The organism is Asticcacaulis sp. P2_C5 (genome assembly GCF_056404555.1).
In genome coordinates, this window is record NZ_JBFUDU010000008.1 from 39,986 (window position 1) to 63,228 (window position 23,243).

Sequence of the window (23,243 nt, forward strand, 5' to 3'; positions counted from 1 at the left end):
TTGAGTTATAAAGTTTTAAGAGGCAAGGGCCTAATGTAGGTCTTTGCAGGCGTGGTGGTAAGGGTGGTCGCGTGACGACATCTCAGGTGGGATCGGTTCCCGTCGAAATTTCGGTCCTTCTCGGGCGATCGGTCCTGCCGATGCAGCAACTGCTGCGCATGGGCCGTGGCGCCGTGATTCCGCTCGACGCCCGCGAACACGACGAAGTGTGGATTCTGGCCAATAACCACCCGGTTGCCCGTGGCGAAATCCAGATTTTCGAAGAAAAAATCTCCATTGTCGTGACACGCCCGGCCGATGTCTACGACTTCATGGCTATAGGCAGTTAGATTAGCTTCCCAAAATAAATACCCGTCAAGGTTGGTTGTAACCTGAGAACGATTTTAGGGGGAAAGCTGACAGCGCGGAAAGCGAGAAACCCCACCACCCCCCGTCGCCAAAGCTTCGCTTCGCTTCGCAATGGCTCGGGCGGTCCCCCTCCCCACGCTTCGCAAGGGCTTCGCGCAGGGAGATTTAAGAGAAAGCCAATCCTCAGTATACATCCCTGGCCCGAAGGGACGGGGAGGGGCGGGGCGGCCCGTGCCGACCGCACGAGCGCGAATTGGCGATAGCCAATGAGGCGTGAGATGTGTGCCTGCCGGCGAGGCTGGTGGGGTTTCTTACTTTTCTTCGGGAATACCAGTTTCCAGCTTGGAAGGTACAAATAAATGCGCTTTTCCGTAGTCGGTGCGCTTTAAAGGCTTCACAAAGCGAAAAACAGTTGCTATGCCCGCGCCTCTCCGGATGGCGTGCGGTCGTGGCGGAATTGGTAGACGCGCAGCGTTGAGGTCGCTGTGTTGCAAGACGTGGAAGTTCGAGTCTTCTCGACCGCACCAATCTGGAGAATAAGGTGTTGAAATTGTTTCCCTTTACAGGAAGCTGCGTATACAGACCACCTTTTGGTCCACCTTTGCCATCGCGCCCTTCCTCATATACATTCCTTCGTGCCCGGGATTTACCCGAGCTCGCGCGAGCTCCTTAACACGATGGCGGCGCCGTGCTCAGGCGGCTCGACAAGCAGATGGCCGGCGTCTGCGCGACGCAAGGCGAAGCGGCGGCGAACTGTCGCAATTGGACGCAGGCGGCATGATCATGCCCTGTCCGTCGCGGCCGAATCCGGGGACAGGGCCCGGCCGCCTGGCCTGATCCGATAGCCGCCCGCAGTTGCTGGCGCAGGACCGCGTCGGCCTCCTTTAGGGCGGCGTCTTCGCCGTCGAATCAATATTCGCGCACCTGCCCGGCCGATCCGATGCGTCCCCAGTGCCGCATCACGGCGACGTCACCGAACAGGCCGGGTTGGACCGACAGTTCGCACGACCGAGCCATGTTGCGGGCCGTATCGACACGGTGCAGCAGGGTGATAGACATGCGGAATCGTCATTGAATCCAATGAGATACGACAGCTGTCCGACCTCGAGAAACAAGAACAAAACGTGATTTTGGAGGGCGCGCTGGCGGTCGTTTCGCATGGCCAGGCTTGTCCCGAAACCCCGGTCCTGGAACGAGGGATGGCGTCGGCGATTTCCCGGCGTCCATTCGGTAAACTCGAGCGTCCCAACCCGCTTCGAAGGTGGGCGCGATTTCAACGCTGACATGCGCCGCAGGCCGGCGTCATCGCTGCCCTGGTCAAAGGTAATTGCATAACGCCGGTCAGAAAAGCCCTTGCAACTCCGCATTACGGTATTAAAGTGCACCGCAGTGGCGTAATGTGACAGCGCGTATGTAGATTCTTAAAACCGACATTCCAACAGCACACACAGGGGGCAACCCATGCGTCGAGGGTTCACACGCGGCTTTTTCAGCGGGGCGAGCCTGCTGACCATGACGGCGGCGCTGGGACTGGCGTCACCCGTGGCCGCCCAGACGGCCACGCCTGCGCCCCCTCCGCCCGGCACCATTCCCGGCACGACGCGCGAGGAAGTGACGCCTCCGGCACCGGCACCGGCGCTGAACCAGCCGCGCATCCACGTCGACAGCCAGGATGCCGTAGCGAAGACGCCATGCACCCTCGATTCGTCCGACCTGCGCGTCACTATCAACAGTGTGAATTTCAGGAGCGCCAGCGGCGTCGAGCTGTCTCCCGGCATCATGCACGTCCTGAGCGGATTCGCGCCGCTGCAGCCGGGCGACCAGCCGATCCGCAACGTCTGCGAAATGCGCGATCGCGCCAACAGGCTGCTGCGCAGCTCCGGTTACATCGCGTCGGTCCAGGTCCTGCCGCAGGACCTGTCCGGCGGTGTGTTGCAGCTGATGGTGGTGACGGCTCATATAACCGAAGTGCGCGTGCATGGCGATCCGGGCCCCTATCGCGGCCTGCTCGACGAGCGCATCGCCGCGCTGCAGGCCCTCGATCCGCTGAACGAGTTCGATGCCGAGCGCATCCTGCTGCTGACCAGCGACGTCCCCGGCATCGACGTGCGGCTGTCGCTGCGGTCGGCGGGTACGACTCCCGGCGCGGTCATCGGCGACCTGACCATCGACACCGTTCCGTGGCGCGTGCTGGCCAATGTGCAGAACATGGGTTCGGAGCAGATCGGGCCGGGAACGGCCTATGTCCGGGCTGAATTCTATGGCCTGACGCACCACGAGGACGTGACCTATATCGGCCTGTCGGACACCTTCGACAGCGAGGAACAGAAGATCTTCCAGATCGGCCATACGATGGGACTGTTCCACAATGGTACGACGCTGGGTGCATCTTTCATCTATGCCCGATCAAGGCCGGACATAGGAATCGACCTGCGTACGACCTCCACCATCTTCAATGTCGAGCTCTACCATCCCATTATTCGCTCGGTTCGGCGCGATTTCGCCGTCGCGGCGGGCTTCGACGTCATCGAGCAACGAACGAAGATCTACAACGACACCCAGCCGCTCAATCTCGACAAGCTGAGCGTCGCCTACCTGCGAGCGCAGGGTCAGGTGCGCAGGTCTGGCTTCGATGGCGGCGGCCTGTCGCTGCGCGGCGATATCGAAGTCCGCCAGGGTCTCGACTGGTTCGGCGCCTCCAAACGCGGGATTGTCACGGCGCAGGGCTATTCGCCGTCGCGCTTCGACGGCAATCCGAAGGCGACGGTTGTCCGCCTGAACGCCGATGGCGTGTGGACCGTCGGTCCGGTATTCAGCCTTGCCGGCGCGCTGCGCAGCCAGTGGGCACGCGATCCGTTGCTAAGCTACGAGGAATTTTCCGTCGGCAATCTCAACATCGGACGCGGCTATGATCCCGGCGCGACCACGGCCGACAGCGCGGTCGGTTGGCGGCTGGAAGCGCGCGCCAAGCTGCCGCCGATGGTTCCAGTCAGGCCGGAGGCATTTACCTTCTACGACAGCGTCCACATCTGGAACCGGGACCTGGGCACGACCGAAAACGATCGCGAACTGCGCTCGTGGGGGCTGGGCCTGCGCTTCTACCTGCCGAAGATGGTGGCGGAAATCTACTACGCCAAGCCGATGGACAAGGCGTTATCGATCGATGCGAAGAAGGCCGACGACCGCTTCATGTTCACATTGACCATGCAGTTCCTGCCTCACGGCGAATGAGACTAAACAGGACAGAGGAGTCGAAACGATGAGCCCCCACACGTCGACCTTAATCCTCAAGCGCCGGCGCCTTGCCGGCACGACCGCCCTTCTGCTGGTGTGGACCATAGCCAGCCAGGCCCAGGCCGGTACCCCACTCCCGACCGTCGGTGTGCCCGCGGTCGGTACGCCGGACATTACGTCCGACGGTACGGACATGACGGTCAAACTCAATGATACCGATACCGTCATCAACTGGACGACCTTCGATATTGCCACCGGTCACTCGGTGACGTTCGGTCATGGCACGGCCGCGGGCGACCTGGCTGTGCTCAATCGCGTTTCGGGCGTGCTCGGGCCATCGGACATCCGCGGCACGCTGAATTCGGACGCGGACATATCGGTATGGTTGCTCAATCCATCCGGAATTCTGGTCGGCGACGGTGCCGCCATCAATACCGGTGCGCTGTTCCTGTCGACGCTCAATATCTCAAACTCGGACTTCAGTAACGGCGACAACAGTTACACGCTGAAGCAATTTCTGTCCGACGGCGGCGAAATCAATCCCCTGTGGACCTCGCTCGGTCCCATCAGCTTCAGCGGATCGAGCGTCATCACGACCGGCGGACCGATTGTCGCCGTGGGTCAGAACATCTCGGCCAACGGTACCATGACAGCGGGCGGTGACATCGCCCTGGTGGCCGCTACCAATCTGAACCTCAGCTACAGCCCCGGCAGCCCGCTTTCGATGACCATCAATGCCGGCACGACCCTGGTCAACGCCAAGGTTGCCGCGGGCGGAGATCTGACCGGTCAATCCGTCATCCTCGGCGGCGCGACCGACATCACAGACCTGCTGCTGAACGTCAGTCCCAACGCGAACCTGACGGCGACCGCAGTCGACGGTCGGATAATCCTCAGCACGGGCGAGGATGTGGCGGCGAGCGTGACCCAGGCAGGGTTGACCTTCGCCGATGCCGGCAGCGGGGCGAAGATCGACACGCGCGGCACGCTGACCTCGGCAGACGACATCGTGGTCGCAGGCCAGGACGACGTCAACATCAGGGGCACTGTGACCGCCGCCGGGGATTATGGCGTTTTGGGCGATGCGGTGACTTTGTCTGACGTCCAGACGGCCGGCGGCAAGGTCGATATCAGCGGCAACTCCATCGCGCGTGGTGTCGCGGCGCTGACCCTGACCTCGAACAAGGATGACGCCCACCCCAGTGGCGACGCCGCCGGGGCCATGACCCTGACGTCGGCAGGCGGTCTTGACCTGAACGGATCGGCGCTGAACGGGGGCGCCACGCGCACCTCCAACGTGAATCTCAGCGCCGGAGCGGGTCAGGATGTGACGCTGGGCAAGGTCGATGCGCTGGGTCTGCATGGACTCGACGCCCGCGACGGCAATATCACCGTCGGCAATGTCACCGTCGACACGGCCTTGACGCTCAAGACGAGCGCCGGCGCGATCTCGACTCAGGCGGTGACCGTCGGCGGTGCGACGCAGGATCTGATCCTGGATGCCAGCGGCGGCATCAGCGCCGGCGGCGCGTTGCACGCCAGCGGGAACGTCTCGGTGGCCACAGGCGCCGACACCCGGTTGAAGAGCGTCGCCAGCGACAGCGGTGATGTCGAAGTGACGGCAGCCTCAGGCGAGGTCACCGGTACGACCAGCGCCACGCGCACCAATCTGACGGCGACCACGGGCTCGGTTACCGTCACCGGCGGCAGCAAGGCCTTGATCGGCGCGGCGCATGGCGGCACCGACGTTACAGTAACGGCGGATACGGTCGATGTCACCTCGGCCGTGGCCGACGGCGGCGCCGTCAGCCTGATCGCCGACAACGGGAACGCGAAGCTGGGTTCCGGATCGGCGGGCACCACGACCGAGGTCAGGACGGCCGCCGGCAGCGGTGGCGACGTCGTCACCGGCGGTCTCATGAGCGGCAGCGGTGGCATTACGATATCTTCTGACCACGACGCGACGGTCAAGGGCACGGTCAACGCCGGCGGCGACTACAATGTCAGCGGCGCCAATGCGGTGACACTTGGCGGCACGCAAGGTGCCAAGGGCGCTGTCACCATCACCTCCGGCGCCGGCGGTACCGGTCATTCCGGTGGCCTGGCCGTGACCTCGAACAGCGACGGCGCCGGGACGGAGGCGCTGAATCTCGTTACGACCGGCAATATCAGCCTGTCCGGTACGACACTGAACGGCGGCTCGGCCAAGCAATCGGTTGTTGCCGTGAGCACGGGGCCGGCAACCACGTCGGTAGCGCTCGGCAACCTCAACGCCGATACACTGAACGGTTTCCACGCCGGGGATCTGTATGCCGGCGACCTCAGCCTGGGCACGGTCAAGGTCGCCAACGGCTTTGACGTGCATACGACGGCAGGATCGGTGACTGCGACAGGGGTGACTGTCGATTCAGGCGCGTTGACCATCGGCGCCGGTACTACCGTCACAGCCGGAACGCTGAGCGCGCCTGGTGCGGTAACGGTCAGCAGCGGCGGCGGTGTCCAGGTGACATCGGCCACCTCCTCCGGCGACGCGCTGTCGGTCAGCTCGGCGAACGGCAATGTCGTGCTCGGCACGGGTTCGGCCGCGGCCGCGGCCGATGTGCGGACCACGTCCGGGACCGGAAATGTCACGATCAACACCTCGCTGACCGGCGGCGGAACGGCCACGGTGAGTTCAGCGGGCGGCCATGCACGCGTAGCCTCGGTGACCAGTACGGCCGGCAATGTGAACGTCACTGCCACTGCGGGCGAGGTCACCGGCAAGACAGCCGCCCAGCGCGCCACGCTCACCGCGACGGCGGGACAGGTCACAGTCACCGGCGGCACCAAGGCGTTGCTCGGGACCGTGAACGGCAATGCCGGCATCGCTGTCACGGCCGATACGCTGGATGTGTCAAGTGCCACCACTGGCGGCGCCTTGACGCTGACGGCCGATAACGGCGCGGCGACGCTCGTTGGCGGCACGGCGGGTAGCGTCGATATCGAGACGACCGGGGGCGGCGGCGACGTTACGGTGTCGAGCGCGTTGCACACCACGGGCAACGCCGTCATCGCTTCGGATCACGATGCGCGCCTGGTCTCCGTTACCAGCGACGGCGGCGACATTACCGTAACGGCGGACGAGGTGCGCGGAACGACCTCCGGGGGGCGCGCCGGTCTGACGGCGACGGCCGGGCTCGTGACGGTGACGGCGGGCACCCTGGCGCGGCTTGGCGCGGTCGTGGCCGGCACCGACATCGATGTATCGGGCGCAACGGTGGACGTGACCAGCGCCAACGCAACGACAGGACATGTCGCCCTGATCGCGTCGGGTGATGCGACCCTGGGCGGCGGATCGTCGGGAACGTCGCTGCTGCTCCAGGCGGGCGGCGCCGCCGATCTCACCGGAACCTTCACGGCCGGGACAACCGGCACGGTCACTGGCGGCGGTACCGCCCATGCCGGCGATCTGACGGCCGGGAACACGGCTTCAGTACAGGCGGGCACGGCGGCCACGGCAGGTTCCCTGACCTCCACCACGGCGGATGTGTCCGTCACCGGTGCCAGCGTCGATGTCGGCACGGCCGACGCGGCGACAATGCTTACAATGACGGCCAGCAACGGCAATGCGACACTTGGCACGGGTACGGCCGGCAGCGCCGATATCGAAACCACCGGCGGCAATGGCGATGTGACGGTCGCGACGTCGCTGCATACCACGGGCGACGCCGTGATCGGGGCCGATAATAATGCACGCCTCGCGTCCGTTACGAGCGACTCGGGCAATATTACCGTCACTTCCGGCAACGAGACCAGCGGCGTGGGCGCGGGCGGCCGCGCTAACCTCGCGGCGGTGGGCGGAACGGTCGTTGTGACCAGCTCCGGCGACGCGCGGCTTGGCGCCGTCAGCGCGGGAACAGATATCTTGGTCAGCGGACCATCCGTCGACGTGACCAGCGCCGATGCCGGCGGGGCAGTGTCGATCACCGGCACAACCGGCGATGCCGCCCTGGGTAGCGGATCGTCGGGCACGACGCTTCTGCTCGCTGCGGCCGACGATGCCGACCTGGGCGGCACCTTCACTGCCGGCACGACCGGAACCGTCACGGCAACCGATACCGCACACGCCGGCGACCTGACGGCGAACGGCACTGCATCTGTGCAGGCCGGCACTTCGGCCAGCGCGGATAGCATTACCTCTACCGGTGCCGATGTGTCGGTGACCGGCGCCAGCGTGGACGTCGGTACGGCCACCGCCGCGACCGCCCTGGTTCTAACGGCTAGCAATGGCGATGTCACCCTTGATACCGGCACGGCGGGAACGGCCAGTCTGTCGACGACCGGCGGCGCCGGTGATATCGTTGTTGCCACGTCGCTACACACGACCGGCGACGTGACGATCGCATCGAACGGCGACGCGCGCCTGATGTCGGTCACGAGTGACAGTGGCAATATCGGCGTCACGGCCGGGGACGTCACCGGCATCGGTGCCGGTAATGCCGACCTGATTGCCGCCACCGGATCGATCACGGTGACGGGTGGCGCGCTGGCGCGGCTTGGGACAGTGCAGGCCGGCGACTCGATCGATGTCACGGGCGATACCGTCAGCGCCGACAGCGCCGTCGCCGGAAGCGGTTCGGTGTCGCTGGTTGCGGATGCCGGCGACGCCACACTCGGCGGCGGGTCCTCCGGCGGCGACGCGACGCTCCAGGCCAGCGGCAATGCGGCCCTGACCGGCACGTTCAGCGCCGGCGGCGCGGGCACGGTGAGCGCCGGCGGCACGGCCACGGTCAACAGCCTGACGGCGGCGGACACCGCGTCCGTCAGCGCCGGAACATCGGCATCCGTTAGCGATATCACATCGCTCGCGGCGGATGTTTCCGTCACGGGCGCCAGCATCGATGTGGGAACGGCGGACGCCGCCACGGCACTGGTGCTTACCGCCAGCAACGGTGACGCGACACTCGATAGCGGTACGGCGGGAACGACGGCCCAGGTCATGACCACGGGCGGCGCCGGGGATGTGCATATCACGAACGATCTGCATAGCGGCGGCGATGCCACTGTTACGGCGGATGGCAACGCGCGCATCGCTGCGATGACCAGCGACAGCGGCAATGTCTCGGTGACGGCGAATGAGGTGACCGGCGAGACGCCGGCCGGCCGCGCCAACCTGACCGCCACGACCGGCTCGGTCACGGTAACCGGCGGCACCCTGGGCCGGCTTGGAACGGTAACCGCAGGAACGGACATCACCGTCACCGCCGATACGCTTGACGTCGATACAGCCGATGCCGGCGGCGCGGTGTCCCTAGTCGCGGACGCAGGCAATGCGACGCTCGGCGGCGGCACCTCGGGGACGTCGCTGCTGCTCCAGGCCAGTGGCAACGCCGATCAGACAGGGACTTTTGTCGCCGGCACCACGGGTACGATCACCGCTGGCCAGTCAGCCGACGTGAATGACCTGACAGCGACAGGCACGGCTTCGGTCAGCGCGGCTGTTCTGGCCCGAGCGGATTCGATCACCTCCACCGCGGGGGATGTGTCGGTAACCGGCGCTACTGTCGACGTGGGTACCGCCGGCGCCGGTACATCCCTGACCCTGACGGCCAGCAATGGCGATGTCACGCTCGACGCAGGCACGGCTGGCACGACAGCGAATGTTTCAACCACGGGCGGAGGCGGCGACGTACATGTCACCAGCCTGACCTCGGGTGGTACGGCGACGATTGCGTCCGACGGCGATGCACGGCTTAGCACTATTGAAAGCACCGGAGGAGACGTCACCGTCACGGCTGGTGATGTGACAGGTGCGATAGCGTCTGACCGCGCGAACCTGACGGCGGATGCGGGCCTGGTGCAGGTTAATGCGAGCGGAAGAGCTCTGCTTGGCGCCATTACCGGGGACTCAGTCGATGTGACGGCGGCGTCGGTGGATGCCACCTCCGCCACGGCCGACACGACGACCTTGTCCCTGGTGTCGACGGGCGGCGATGTGACCTTGGGTGACGGCAGCGCGGCTACCGACGCCACACTCACCGCCAGCGGCAATGCCACCGTAACAGGTACGCTGACAGCGGGCGGCAACGGTTCCGTCACCGCCGGGCAGGCGGCCGATGTCGCTGTCTTGGCGGCGGGGAGCACGGCTTCGGTCAATGCCGGAACCCTGGCGAGCGTGGATTCGATCACCTCCACCGCCGGGGACGTGTCCGTCACCGGTGCCAGCGTCGATGTGGGTACCGCCGACGCCTTTACGTCGTTGTCCCTGACGGCCAGCAACGGCGATGCAACTCTTGGCACCGGCATGGCCGGAACGACGGCGAATGTCTCAACCACGGGCGGAGGCGGCGACGTCCATGTCACCAGCCTGACCTCGGGCGGTACGGCGACGATTGCGTCCGACGGCGATGCACGGCTTAGCACTATTGAAAGCACCGGAGGAGATGTCACCGTCACGGCTGGTGATGTGACAGGTGCGACATTGTCTGACCGTGCGAACCTGACGGCGGATGCGGGCCTGGTGCAGGTTAATGCGAGCGGAACAGCTCTGCTTGGCGACATTAACGGGGACTCAGTCGATGTGACGGCGGCGTCGGTGGATGCTACCTCCGCCACGGCCGACACGACGACCTTGTCCCTGGCGTCGACGGGCGGCGATGTGACCTTGGGTGACGGCAGCGCAGCGACGGATGCCACGCTCACTGCCAGTGGTAATGCCACCGTGACGAGTACGCTGGCAGCAGGCGGCAACGTTTCCCTCACCGCCGGGCAGGTTGCCGATGTCGCTGCCTTGACGGCGGGCAGCACGGCTTCGGTCAATGCCGGAACCCTGGCGAAGGTGGATTCAATCACGTCTACCGGCGCGGACGTGTCCGTCACCGGTACCAGCGTAGATGTCGGTACGGCCGCCGCCTTTACGTCCTTGTCCCTGACGGCCAGCAATGGCGATGCAACTCTTGGTACCGGCATGGCCGGAACGACAGCGAATGTTTCAACTACGGGTGGAGGCGGCGATGTCCATGTCACGAGCCTGACCTCTGGCGGCACAACGACGATTGCGTCCGACGGCGATGCGCGGCTGGCAGATGCTGAAAGCACCGGCGGCGACGTGAATGTCACCACGACGGGCGACCTGACAGGCGCCACCGCTTCAGACCGTGCGAACCTGACGGCGGACGCCGGCCTGGTGAAGGTGAATGCCGGCGGAACAGCTCTGCTGGGCATAGTGACGGGTGATGCCGTCGATATCACTGCGGCATCGATGGATGCCACCTCCGCCACGGCCGACACGACGACCTTGTCCCTGACCGCGACTGGCGGGGACATTACCTTAGTTGACGGCAGCGCGGCAACAGACGCCACACTCACCGCCAGTGGCAATGCCACCGTGACGGGCACAGTGAACGCCGGTGGCGCCGGCACGGTGACGGCCGGGGGTGTGGCTGACGTCAACACCCTGACCGTCGGCGGCGCAGCTTCGGTTAACGCAGACACCCTCGCCGACGTAACCAACGTCACGAGCACGAGCGGCAAGGTGTCGGTGACCGGTGCCAGCGTAGATGTCGGTACGGCCGACGCCTTTACGTCCTTGTCCCTGACGGCCAGCAACGGCGATGCAACCCTTGGCAGCGGCACGGCTGGCACGACAGCGGATGTTTCAACTACGGGCGGAGGCGGTGACGTCCATGTCACCAGCCTGACCTCGGGCGGTACGGCGACGATTTCATCCGATGGCGACGCACGGCTCAGCACTATTGAAAGCACCGGCGGAAATGTCACCGTCACGGCTGGTGATGTGACAGGTGCGACAGCTTCGGACCGTGCGAACCTGACAGCGGATGCCGGCCTGGTGAAGGTGAATGCTGGCGGAACAGCCCTGCTGGGTGCGGTGGACGGTGATGCTGTCGATATCACTGCGGCGTCGATGGATGTCACCTTGGCTACGGCAGATACAGGCGCGCTGTCCCTGGTCGCGACCAGCGGCGATATTACCCTGGCTGACGGAAGTGCGGCAAGCGATGCCACGCTCACTGCGAGTGGCAAAGCCACCGTTACGGGTACGCTGACAGCGGGTGGCAACGGTTCCGTCACCGCCGGACAGGCGGCCGATGTCGCTGTCTTGGCGGCGGGGAGCACGGCTTCGGTCAATGCCGGAACCCTGGCGAGCGTGGATTCGATCACCTCCACCGCGGGGGATGTGTCCGTCACCGGCGCGAGTGTCGACGTGGGTACCGCTGGCGCCTTTACATCCTTGTCCCTAGCGGCCAGCAACGGCGATGCAACCCTTGGCACCGGCACGGCCGGAACGACAGCGAATGTTTCAACCACGGGCGGAGGCGGCGATGTTCATGTCACCAGCCTGACCTCGGGTGGTACGGCGACCATTACGTCGGTCGGCGATGCACGTCTGGCAGATGTTGAAAGTACCGGCGGCGATGTGAATGTCACCACGACCGGCGACCTGACAGGCGCCACCGCTTCCGACCGTGCGAACCTGACGGCGGATGCCGGCCTGGTGAAGGTAAATGCCGGTGGAACAGCTCTGCTGGGCATAGTGACGGGTGATGCCGTCGATATCATCGCGGCGTCGATGGATGTAACATCTGCGACGGCGGACACGGCCACGCTGTCCCTGGCCTCGACCGGCGGCGACATTACCCTGGCTGACGGCAGCGCGGCAACCGACGCCACTCTGACTGTCAGTGGCAATGCCACCGTGACGAGTACGCTGACAGGGGGCGGCAACGTTTCCCTCACCGCCGGGCAGGTTGCCGATGTCGCTGCCTTGACGGCGGGCAGCACGGCTTCGGTCAATGCCGGAACCCTGGCGAAGGTGGATTCAATCACGTCTACCGGCGCGGACGTGTCCGTCACCGGTACCAGCGTAGATGTCGGTACGGCCGATGCCTTTACGTCGTTATCTCTCACAGCCAGCAACGGCGACGCGACGCTCGGCACCGGTACGGCTGGCACAACGTCCGATATTTCGACGACGGGCGGAGGCGGCGATGTCCATGTCACCAGCCTGACCTCCGGAGGCACGACGACGATTGCGTCTGTCGGCGATGCGCGGCTGGCAGATGTTGAAAGCACCGGCGGCGACGTGAATGTCACCACAACGGGCGATCTGACCGGCGCTACCGCTTCGGCCCGCGCTGACCTCATGGCCGACGCGGGCCTGGTGAAAACGGTCGTTGGCGGCACAGCCCTGTTGGGCACTGTCGACGGTGACGCGGTCGTACTAACCGCGGGCTCCCTCGACGCATTGTCGGTGACCGCCGATACGGGCTCCTTGTCGGTGATGGCAACAAACGGTGACGCGACGCTTGGCACCGGCTCCGCAGTGACATCCGCCTCCGTTAGCGCGACCGGTGACGTCACTGTGACCACATCGCTGGCAGCCGGCGACGTATCGGTCAGCGGGGCAGCTGTCGATGTCGGAACGGCCAATGCCGCGCAGCAACTGACCCTGACCGCGACCTCCGGCGATCTCCGCCTGACGACCGGCACGGCCGGCACGGCAGCAAGCCTGGATGCGGTCGGCGCGGCGACGATCGGCAGCCTGACCTCGGGCAATACGGCAAGCGTCAAGGCTGGCGGTGCGGCCAATATCGCCAATATCGAGAGTACCGGCGCCGATGTCTCCGTCACCGGCGGCAGCGTCGATATCACTGGCGCCAAGGCCAGGACCGCGCTCGATGTGCGCTCGACCACAGGTGATCTGCTGCTGGCGACCGGCACGGCGGGCATGACAGCTTCGCTCAACGCCTTTGGCAAGATGGACGTGACGACGTCCCTGGTCAGCGGCGGCACGGCTTCGCTTACGTCGGGCGGAGCGACCCACGTCGCGCTGCTCAGCAGCACGGGCGGCGACGTAACGGTGAGCGGCGTCACGGTGACTGTGGACACGGCGAATGCCGCCGGCGCGCTGGCTATGACCGCGAGCTCCGGCGATACCGCGCTTGGCACGGGCACGGCGGGAAGCACGGCAACCCTTACCGCCACCGGCAAGGCGACCATCAGCGGTTCGCTGACCTCCGGCGGCCAGTTGACCGTGACATCGGGCGGGCTGGCCAAGGGCGGAACCTTGACCAGCACGGGCGGCAATATTGTCATCAATGGTGGTGCGGTGGATGTCGCCCGCGCCGATGCCCAGGGCGCACTGGCCCTCACTGCCAGCAGCGGCGGCCTCGCCCTTGGCACCGGCACGGCCGGCGCCGGCGCCACACTGACCGACAGCGGCAGCGGCGACATCGATCTGACCGGCAGCCTGACCGCCGGTGGCGATATCGCAGCGGATGCCCAACACGGCGACCTGCACCTGGCCTCGCTGACCTCAAGCGGAGGCAATATCGATCTGACCGCGGCCAAGCTGGTCCGGCTGGCCGATGTGACGGCGGCGGATCATACGGTGACGCTCAACGGCGCCGACGGCGACCTGACCGGCGACATCCGCGCCCGCACCATCATCGTCAACGCCACGTCCGACCTGCGCCTGGGCACCGATCCCGAAGGAACGGCCGGCTTCGATCTTTCGAGCGGCGAACTCAATCATCTCAAGGCCGGCGGTGCCGACAGCATGGTCTTGCTCGACGCACACGGCAAGGCGATCCGTATAGGGGACACGTCCTGGACGGTGGATAACCCGGCGACCACGGTCAAGCTCCTGACCACCAGTCGCGTCGATATCACCGGCCGGTTCGTACTCGACCCCGGCGCGGATAATCGCAGTACATCGACCGCGGCGCGGGTGGTGGTCATCGGCGGCGACACGACGGATGGTTCCAAGGCTGGAACGATCCGTATTTCGGCCACACCGGACGCGGGAGGCCGCATCGATGTCGGACAGGGGTTGCTCGACCTGCGTGCCGACGCCATTGGCGCCGGCCAGGAAGAGAGTTTCCTCGACAGTATCGGCGTTGACGTGGGCGGCAACCCGATCAGCGCTGAGGTGGCGGCGCGTGCCTATGTCAGCAATCCGGGCTCGACCCTTTACCGCGCGCGGCTGCCCTACAGCGATCCGGTCCTGGTTCGGGCAAGACGGATGACGGTCGAATATACCAACTTCGCCCTGTTCCAGAACAGCGGTCTGGCCGGTCAGAACACGGGTGTCATCCTCGGCGGCGAACTCGCCTCGCCCGTAGATGGCGCCATCGGCATCGACGCCGCGACCGGTTCAGCGCTCAACGCCTTCTCCGCCTATGGCCGGATCAACGGTATAGACGGCGTGGCGGCGGCCCTGCTCGGGCGTGACGTCATCGTCGTCAGCGGCCCGGTGTCGGCCGGCAATACGCGCTTCAACGGCTGCGTTATTGGCGCAGCCACGGCGTGTTTGTCATCCTCCCTGGTCCAACCGCCGCTTAACGTGTTCGACAGCTCCAAACTCAGCGTGCTCAAGACCGAAGCGCCCGACCTGTCGTTCGACTCGGTCATCAGCTCCAATAACGAGACCCTGTTCACCGACATCGCCACCCCGGCCTCGGCGTTGGATCAGCGTTGCGATCCGAACAGCCTCGACCATCCATGCCCGCCGCAGGGAACCCAGCAATGACGCCGCGCCTCCTCCTCAGTCTCGCCGCCGTACTCGCCCTGCAGTTTCCGGTAATGCTGGCACATGCGGCCGAGCTGGATCTCCAGGACAGTTTCTATCTCGGCCGCGATGCCAAGGGCGATCCTTGCACGGCGACGCGCACCTGGAACGATCCGCGGGTCAGCCGCTACGATCGAACCTATACCATCACGTGCCGCGGGGTGTCGGCCGCGCGCGCTCAGGGTACGCTGTTCGTCATCGATGCCCGATATGCGACAAAGGCGCCGGATGAAGCCTGTGCGCCGGAGCAGGCCGCGAATATCACCGCCGTTGGCGACGTCGCTGCGCGTCAGTGCTACGACGCCAGCCAAGGCATTCCGCTCGTCTTGGCGCAGTTCACACGCGGCAAGTTGCTGTACCGGGGCGAAGCGGCGTTCACCGCCATCGGCCCGATGGAGACGGGCCTGCGTACCCTGTCCGGCGCGGCGGCGCCCGTTACCGACCGCTATGCCGACAACACGCCATCGCTCAAGCCCGAGGCCCTGCCAGCGGTCCAGACGACAGCGGCTGCGACACCGCCTGCCGACACCAGCTTCATCCCCGAAGTGACCCTGTCGCAGGGAATCCTGCTCAACCAGCAGGGCTCCTTCGTCGAAGCGTCGCGTATGCTGAACGACGGTCTTAGCCGCCTGCGTCCAGATGCGGCAGCCTTTACCCGTGCCGAGTTCGACCTGGAGGCTGCGGTCGCCGACAGCAATATCGGCCAGCTCGGGTCCGCCGACGCTCACTTCGCGGACGCCGAGCGCCTGCTGACCACCGCCGGCGCCGGCAAGATCGGCACCTACCTGCTGCGCAAGCAATCGACCTATCAGGCGCTCGACGCCATCAATCGGCGGAACTGGCAGCAAGCGTTGAACGCGCTTCAATCGGGCGAGAACACGGCCAATCCGTTAATGGACCCGGCAACCCTGGTCACGCTCAACCAACCGTCGCAGAATAATCCCGCCAGCGGTTCGACCGCCGTGGTCGACCGTGGCGAACTGGCCAGCAAGCTGCTGGAGGCCCAGCGTCACTGGGCGGCTTCGGTGGCATGGCTCGGTATCGGCGAAGATGACAAGGCCAGCACGGCGCTGGAACAGTCGATTGTTTACGTCAACCTGCTCCAGAATAGCGTGCGTGCCGACAGTCTGCTGCCGACAAAGGCACGGATCGAACGCCAGCGCGGTCGGCTAGAGGCGCGTGCGGGCAAGACCGCTGCCGCTATCAAGAGTTTCGACTGCGCCCTGGCCCTGTTGCAGGGCGGGGTGCTGAAGGATCAGACAGGCTGCCTGTTCGACCTCGGGCCGAGCGCGGCCTTACTGGCCGGCGGCGTCAATGCCTTCGCCGGGCCGGTGATCGCCGAAACCGAACTTGAGCGCGCCAGTCTGCTGGCGCGGGATCCGGCCTACACCGCCGACCAGGTGATTGCAGCCTATAGCACCGCGATCGATTCGCTGTTGGCATCGAGCGACGTCGTGGAGCGGCAGCCGGTCGAGCTCGAACCCTACTTTGATATCTTAATTCAGCGAGCGAACACCGATCCCGACGCGGCAGAGCTTTATTTCAAGGCGATCCAGGCGGTCGGTGAACCAGCGGTGGCGCGTCAGGTCGCGCAACTGCAAACGGTCGTCTCCGGTGGGACGACCTTGGGCGCGAAGGTGCGCGATCGTTCGGAACTTGAACGCAAGGTCGTTCAGTTGCGGTATCAGATTTCGAGCAATACGGCGCTGGATGCCACGGCGATTGCGGCTTTGGATCGGCAGCGTCAGGATGCGGAAAATCGGCTTGTCCAGGTGAATGCAGAATTGGCGGCGGATCCCCACTTCCGCACGGTCGACGACCAGCTGGTGACGCTTTCCGATATCCGCGCCGCGCTGAAACCGGGCGAATACTACCTTAAGGTCAGCCAGCTCAAGCAACATGCCTATGCCATCGTCATCGGGCGCAACGAGAGCTACCTGTATCGAATTGCGGTCGACTCCGACCTGCTCACCCACATTTCGCGCTGCGTCCGCGCCTCCATCCGCTACGTGCCGGAATACGCCAACGAAGGGTGCAGCCAGTTCGGCACACCCACCTATGGCGATGAGCCGGGCGTCGAAAACGAGCGGCCCTATTTTGATGTCCAGGCCGCCTATTCGCTGTTTCACGTGCTGGCCGGGCCGGCCGAGCCGCGGCTGAAACAGGCGAGCGCCATCATCGTCGATCCCTCCGGGCCGCTGGAAAACCTGCCGTTCAGCGTCCTGGTGACCAATGCGTCCAGCGTCAAGGCCTTCAAGACGACCTTCGCGACGAACCCGTATGACTACAGCCATGTCGATTTTGTCGCCTACCGATCGGATGTGTATTACGCCCTGTCGCCGCGCTCCCTGCTGATTGCGCGTGCCCTGCCACCGTCAACGGCACCCAAGCCGTTCATCGGCTTCGGCCAGAACGCACCGCCACCGCTCGAGGCCGCCGCTGCCTTCGGCGACCGTCAGATTAATATCGGCGGCTGCGACATCAAATACAGCGACTTCCTCGACATAATGGCGTCGAACAAGCCGGTCAGCGCGCACGAGATCACGCTTGCCGCCAACGCCCTGGGCGTTCCCGGCGCGCCGGAGGTCACCGGAGCGGCATTTACCGATAGCGGACTGATGCAGGCCTCCGATACGGGCGCCTACGAACAGTATCAGGTGGTCCATTTCGCCACGCACGGCATTCCGGAATCGAAAGTCGGCTGCTCGGACGTGCCGCCGTCGCTGATCACCACGGTGGCGCCGCCCGCGCCGGACGGCACGATCGTGTCGGACGGCTTCCTGACCTTCCCCGACGTGGCGCAAATGCGCTTTGACGCCAATCTGGTGGTGCTGTCGGCGTGCGACACCGCCGCTGGCGTCAGCGGCCAGCTGGGCCGTCTGTCGGGCCAGGAGCAATCGGGTGCGACCCTGGATGGCCTGGTGCGCGCCTTCATTACCGCGCGTGCCCGCGCCGTGCTGGCAACCTACTGGAACGTGCCGGCGTCGGACGAAACGGACCAGCTAATTCAGCGTTTCTACAGCGCCGGACGCATCTACGGCATGGCGTCGGCGCTGCGCAGCGCGCAGATGCGCCTGATGGGCCAGCCGCAATATAGCCATCCGTATTTTTGGGGCGCCTATGTGCTGATCGGCGACGGCAACAAGCTGATGCTGTCTACGCCGCCAAAGCCGACGGAGGCGCGATAGACGCATGTTGTCGGTCTCACCTCAGGCGCAGGGGGCCCTGGCGGACATGGCTCGGCCGGCCTTCGCCGCGCGTCTGCGTGAGCCGCTGGCCGCCGCCTATCCGACGATCCTCAGCCGATTTCCACCGCACGTCCAGGCGCGGATCATCGGTAACATGCTCGAACGAGCGCGGCGTTGGCGACTGACCGGCCAAGCGGCGTCACTGGCCTTCTGCGAGCTGATGCTGAAGATTGCGCCCAACTTCGACGAGGAACCTGACCTGCGCCGTTGGCTGGAACGCGGTTATCCGACACCTGATCGCGCGCTGACGACCTTGCCCGACGAGGCGCCGGAAGAGGCCTGGGAACGGGCCAGGCGCAACCGGTCGGTGCTCGGCCTGTTCATTCCGGTCGACCTGATCGGCGCGCCGGTCCTGGACCAGACAGTCGCCGCCCTGCCGTTGGTGCTGTACGACCGACCGCCCCAGCCTTCGGCGCGAATTGCGGTCGAACAGGCTCTGCCGTCGGTGCAGGAAATGGGCTTGCGCGGTCTGGCCGATGCGCCGCTGGTGGTGTGCGTGTGCCGGGCGATGTGGGGTGCGGACTTTCTGCGCCAGCCGTGGGCCGTGGTGGTGGCGCGTGAGCGCTTTCCGCCGGAACTGGTATTGAGCGCCCTGCGCTTGCGCCTGGCCCAGGACAATGGACGGTTCGCATGAGTGCCGGCGACGACATGAAATGGGCCGAGCAGATGGCCGACACGGCCACGACCTATGCCGACAAGGGTGCCGACGCGGCCCAGGGCGCGCTGTCGGACGCCGCGGACAAGGCGCAGGAGGCAGCGACGGCTGCCCAGAACGCCGCCGAAGGTAAGATGGCCGATGCGCAGGCTGCGGCGCAGAAAGCCAAGGACGCCGCGCAGCAAAGGGCCGACCAGATCGAGCAGCAGGCGCAGCAGATCGAGGATGAAGCCGAGCAAAGGGCGCAGGCGCTGGAGGAAAAGGCCGATCAGGTCGAACAGCAGGCCGAGCAAAAGGCTGCTGAAATGCAGCAGAAAGCCGACGAACTGAAGCAGGCGGCGGAAGAGAAAGCGCAGCAGCTCCAGCAGCAGGCGCAGCAGACAATCGCCGAGGCCGAACGGAAGGCGGAGGACATCAAGGACAAGGCCAACCAGGCGCTTGCCGACGCACAGGGCAAGGCCGATGAGATGAAGGCCAGGGCCGAGCAGGCCGTCGCCGACGCCCAGGCGAAGGCGGAAGAGCTTGAGCAGCAGGTCGAGGAAAAGGCACAGGCGCTTCAGGACAAGGCCGAGCAGGCCTATGCCGATGCTCAAAGCAAGGCCGACGAAATGGCTGCCCAGGCGCAGGCCGCTGTCGATGACGCGCAGAAGAAGGCAGCCGAGTTACAACAACAGGCAGAAGATACGGTCAAGGATTTACAGGCCAAGGCCGATCAAGCCAAGCAGCAGGCGCAGCAGGCGCTTAAGGACGTTCGTGAAAAGGCGGAGCAGGCGGCAGCCGACGCCAAGGCCAAGGCCGACCAGATGCGCCAGCAGGCGCAGGCCAAGGCGCGCGCCTTGCAGCAGACGATGAACGACATGGCAGCTCAGGCTCAGGCCGCCATAGACGCCATACAGGCGAAGATCGCAGCGCTCCAGGCCCAGGCCGATAAGCTGGCGCAGGCGGCGCGCGCCAAGGCGGAAGCCATCCGCGCCGCCGCCAAGGCGAAGATTGCCGCGCTCGAAGCTCAGGCCCAGGACCTGCTGGACAAGGCCAGGGCTGCGGCAGCCATGGCGAAGCAGGTGATCATGGTGCCGGCGGTGCAGCTAATCGATGGCGGTTTCGAGGTGCTGCCATGCGGGCGCAGGGTTCCCAAGCCATCGCTGCCGGTGATGACGCTGGAAAAGCTGGAAACGGGCATCGACGATTCACTGTTCGGCGCGGCGGACGTTCTGCTTGCCAAGGCCGATGCCATGGAGCAGGCGGTTGACGATGAATTCGGGCAGGCACTCGACCAGATCAATGATACCTTCCAGCAGGCGCAGGACTTCGTCCGCGATCAGGCGGCGGATATACTGGGGGAACTGAAAGACCGGCTTGCCCGCGCGCAGTCGCTGGCCAACCAGCTGGTGAACGACGCCATCGACACCGCCAATAACGCCTATGACGAGGCGGAAAAGCAGGCTGAGGACCTTGCCAATCAGGCAGACGACTATGCGGCACAGGCGGAAGAAAAGGCCGATGCGCTGATGGACGAAGGCGAACAGGCGCTGAACGACGCGGTCCAGCAGGCGATGGACGAGGAAAAGGCGCTGGCCCAGCAGGCTCAGGGCGCCGTCGACCAGGCGCAGCAGGAAGCACAGGCGGCGATGGAGGAAGCCAAGGCGGCGACGGACGCGGCCAAGGCAGAGGTCGAAGATGCCGTGCAGGATGCAAAACAACAGGCCGGGGCCGCCCTTGACCAGGCCAGGCAGGCCGCTGAAGACGCCAAGCACGCGGCCGAGGATGCGGTTCAGCAGGCGGAAGATACCGCCAAGCAGGCCGTCGATGAGGCAAAACAGGCGGCGGATGAGGCTCAGAAACAGGCCGAGGATGCTGTCGCCGACGCTGAAAACCAGGCCCAGACGGCGGTCGACGAAGCCAGGCAGGAGGTCGAGGCGGCCGAGCAACAGGCGAAGGACGCCGCTCAAGAGGCCGCGGACGACGCCAAGCAGGCGGCACAAGACGCCAAGGCACAGGCGCAACAGGCCGTGGACCAGGCCAAGCAAGCTGCACAGGCGGCGGAGCAGGAGGCCAAGGACGCCGCCGCCGAGGCCGTACAGACAGCAGAACAGACTGCGGAAGATGCCAAGCAGGAGGCCGAACAGGCTGTCGACGATGCGAAACAGGCGGCGAGTGACGCACAGCAGCAGGCCAGCCAGGCCGTGGATGATGCCAAGCAGGCGGCGGGTGACGCTGCGGGAGCAGCCAAGGATGCCGCCAGTGACGCCAAGGACGCGGCGAGCGACGCATATAATTCGCTCTTCGGCGATGATTAGGATAGGGTAGGGCGAAAGGAGCGCATCATGGGACAACCGGCGGCACGCATAACCGATATGCACGTCTGTCCAATGGTCACCGGCATAGTGCCGCACGTCGGGGGGCCGATCCTTCCCGCCGGCTGCCCGACCGTGCTCACGGGATCGCTGCCTCAGGCGCGAATTTCCGACATGCTGGTCTGCGTCGGCCCGCCCGACGTTATCGTGCTGGGCGCATTCACCGTCCTCGTCGGCAGTTTGCCGGCGGCGCGTATGGGCGATATGACGGCGCACGGCGGCAGCATTATCATGGGCTTTCCGACTGTGCTGATCGGCGATGCCGGCGGCGGGGGAGGCGGGGGCGGAGGTGGCGGCGGTATGGTCGATGCCGCGCGGGCGGTTGGCGCGGCCGGCCAGACCGGCAGCCTCACCGCGCCAGCGCTGGACTTCACCACCTCGGCCGCCCTGCAGCAGCCCGATGCCCAGGCCAAGGCGCTGCAACAGGCGGCCAAAGACGGGACGCCGTTTTGCGAGCGCTGCACGTAATGAGCGAAGATGTCGAAAGCGACTGGTTCGCCGTCATTGATACGGCCCAGGACTCGAAGCTGCACGGACTGGTGACGCGGTCGCGCGGTCATGTCTGCTTGTTCAGCGGACATCTGGCGCCTGTCCTGGCCGCGGCGGCGCCGTGGCTCGTGCGCCTGAGCCCCGACGAGCCGTTGCTCGACGCGTGGAAAAGCGAAGGACGCGGCCACAACTGGGGCATCATGTGCCGCTCGGGCCGGACGCTGGGCGAGATGCGCAAGCACTTCCGGCAATTTCTCCAGGCCAAGCTGCCGGACGGACGAATCGCCCTGTTCCGCTTCTACGACCCGCGCGTGTTCAACACCTATATCCGCGCTGCCACGCCGGACGAGCGCCGGCCATGGTTCGAGGCACTGGAGCTGTTCGCCGTTGAAGGGGCAACACCCGAGACAATGCACAATTACAGCCTTCGCGGCGAGGTGCTGTATGATTCCGATACTGCCGTAGGATAGCGCATGGACTGGATACGTGGCGACGGCAAGTTACAGGCGGCGGCGGTGTTTGCCGTCGGCGCCGTCGTGATCGCCTTGATCGTGCTGTTCCTGGGCAGTGCGGTGACGGCATTGCTGCACGCCACCGGCGTGGACATGACGCTAAACCTGGCGTGGCAGTCGGTCATCATTACGCTGGTTCTGTTCGGCGCACTTATCGCCGTCGCCTGCGCCTGGAATGCGTTTGTCAGGGGTCGAGTGCTGGCGCCGGGGCGGGATGCGGTCAAGGCGGTCGCCGGCGCGCTCGGTCTCGGCTTCGGCGGGCTGGCCGTCGCCGTCGTGTACGCGGCCCTGGCCGGGACTGTGACTGCAGCGAGCAAGGCCTTCGATCCATTGCTGTTCCTGCTCAGCATACCGCTGGTGCTTTATCAGGCGGCGGCAGAGGAAATCTATTTTCGCGGCTGGCTCCAGCCGGTGATGACGCGCGCATTCGGACCTTGGATCGGGATTGGGGCGGCTGCGGCGCTGTTTGCCCTTTTGCACCTGTTGGCCGGCGCGACCCAGACGCCGCTTGGTCTCGTCAATATCGCCCTGGCAGGGGTGTTGTTCGGCCTTTTGGCATGGCGCACGGGCGGTGTCGCCGCGCCTATTGCGGCCCATTTTGGCTGGAATTGGGCGGAGTCCGTGCTGTTCGGTCTGTCGCCGAACCCGGGCACGGATATCTTCGGCGCCGTGGTCAATCTCGATATGACCGGATCGCCGCTATGGGGCGGTTCGGCGGAAGGGCTGAACGCGTCCGTCGCGGTCACGTTCGTTCTGTCGGCAGTGTGCGTGCCGCTGATCCTATGGCGTCGCGCGCCGCGAAAGGACGAGCCGGTGAATACCATTCTGAGCTGA

10 protein-coding genes and 1 tRNA gene are annotated in these 23,243 nt (G+C 65.4%); 10 read left to right on the plus strand and 1 reads right to left on the minus strand.

Going from position 1 to position 23,243, the window contains the following annotated elements; all coding sequences use genetic code 11:
* Nucleotides 1-71: 71 nt before the first annotated feature.
* On the plus strand, nt 72-329 hold the full coding sequence (locus tag AC1DXO_RS14990; protein WP_476978977.1) for a FliM/FliN family flagellar motor switch protein: 258 nt from the start codon (nt 72-74) through the stop codon (nt 327-329).
* A 461-nt stretch (nt 330-790) separates the two neighbouring features.
* A tRNA-Leu gene (locus AC1DXO_RS14995) sits at nt 791-875 on the plus strand.
* Nucleotides 876-1,257: 382 nt separating this feature from the next.
* On the opposite strand, the gene AC1DXO_RS15000 is transcribed toward AC1DXO_RS14995, so the two are convergent.
* Nucleotides 1,258-1,407 (minus strand): WGR domain-containing protein, encoded by a 150-nt coding sequence (locus AC1DXO_RS15000; RefSeq protein WP_476978978.1) that lies wholly within the window; start codon nt 1,405-1,407, stop codon nt 1,258-1,260.
* Between the two features lie 402 nt (nt 1,408-1,809).
* Between AC1DXO_RS15000 and AC1DXO_RS15005 the strand changes: the two genes are divergently transcribed.
* From AC1DXO_RS15005 to AC1DXO_RS15040, 8 genes are read left to right on the plus strand one after another with little or no spacing between them, the layout of a single operon-like run.
* A complete protein-coding gene (locus AC1DXO_RS15005; protein ID WP_476978979.1) occupies nt 1,810-3,579 on the plus strand; it encodes a ShlB/FhaC/HecB family hemolysin secretion/activation protein in 1,770 nt (589 codons plus the stop codon).
* A 28-nt stretch (nt 3,580-3,607) separates the two neighbouring features.
* Nucleotides 3,608-15,112, plus strand: coding sequence for a two-partner secretion domain-containing protein (locus AC1DXO_RS15010; RefSeq protein ID WP_476978980.1), 11,505 nt, complete (start codon nt 3,608-3,610; stop codon nt 15,110-15,112).
* Nucleotides 15,109-18,339, plus strand: coding sequence for a CHAT domain-containing protein (locus tag AC1DXO_RS15015; RefSeq protein ID WP_476978981.1), 3,231 nt, complete (start codon nt 15,109-15,111; stop codon nt 18,337-18,339). The genes AC1DXO_RS15010 and AC1DXO_RS15015 overlap by 4 nt, the downstream gene beginning before the upstream one ends.
* Before the next feature lie 4 nt (nt 18,340-18,343).
* Nucleotides 18,344-19,033: a hypothetical protein gene (locus AC1DXO_RS15020; protein ID WP_476978982.1), complete on the plus strand. Its 690-nt coding sequence runs from the start codon at nt 18,344-18,346 to the stop codon at nt 19,031-19,033.
* Entirely contained in the window at nt 19,030-21,351 is a 2,322-nt protein-coding gene (locus AC1DXO_RS15025) for a coiled-coil domain-containing protein (RefSeq protein WP_476978983.1), read from the plus strand. Before AC1DXO_RS15020 ends, AC1DXO_RS15025 begins: the two co-directional genes overlap by 4 nt.
* 27 nt (nt 21,352-21,378) lie before the next feature.
* Entirely contained in the window at nt 21,379-21,876 is a 498-nt protein-coding gene (locus tag AC1DXO_RS15030) for a PAAR domain-containing protein (RefSeq protein ID WP_476978984.1), read from the plus strand.
* The gene (locus tag AC1DXO_RS15035; RefSeq protein WP_476978985.1) at nt 21,876-22,367 is read left to right on the plus strand and encodes a DUF4123 domain-containing protein; all 492 of its coding nucleotides are present in this window, start codon (nt 21,876-21,878) and stop codon (nt 22,365-22,367) included. Before AC1DXO_RS15030 ends, AC1DXO_RS15035 begins: the two co-directional genes overlap by 1 nt.
* 3 nt (nt 22,368-22,370) lie before the next feature.
* Nucleotides 22,371-23,243: a lysostaphin resistance A-like protein gene (locus AC1DXO_RS15040; protein WP_476978986.1), complete on the plus strand. Its 873-nt coding sequence runs from the start codon at nt 22,371-22,373 to the stop codon at nt 23,241-23,243.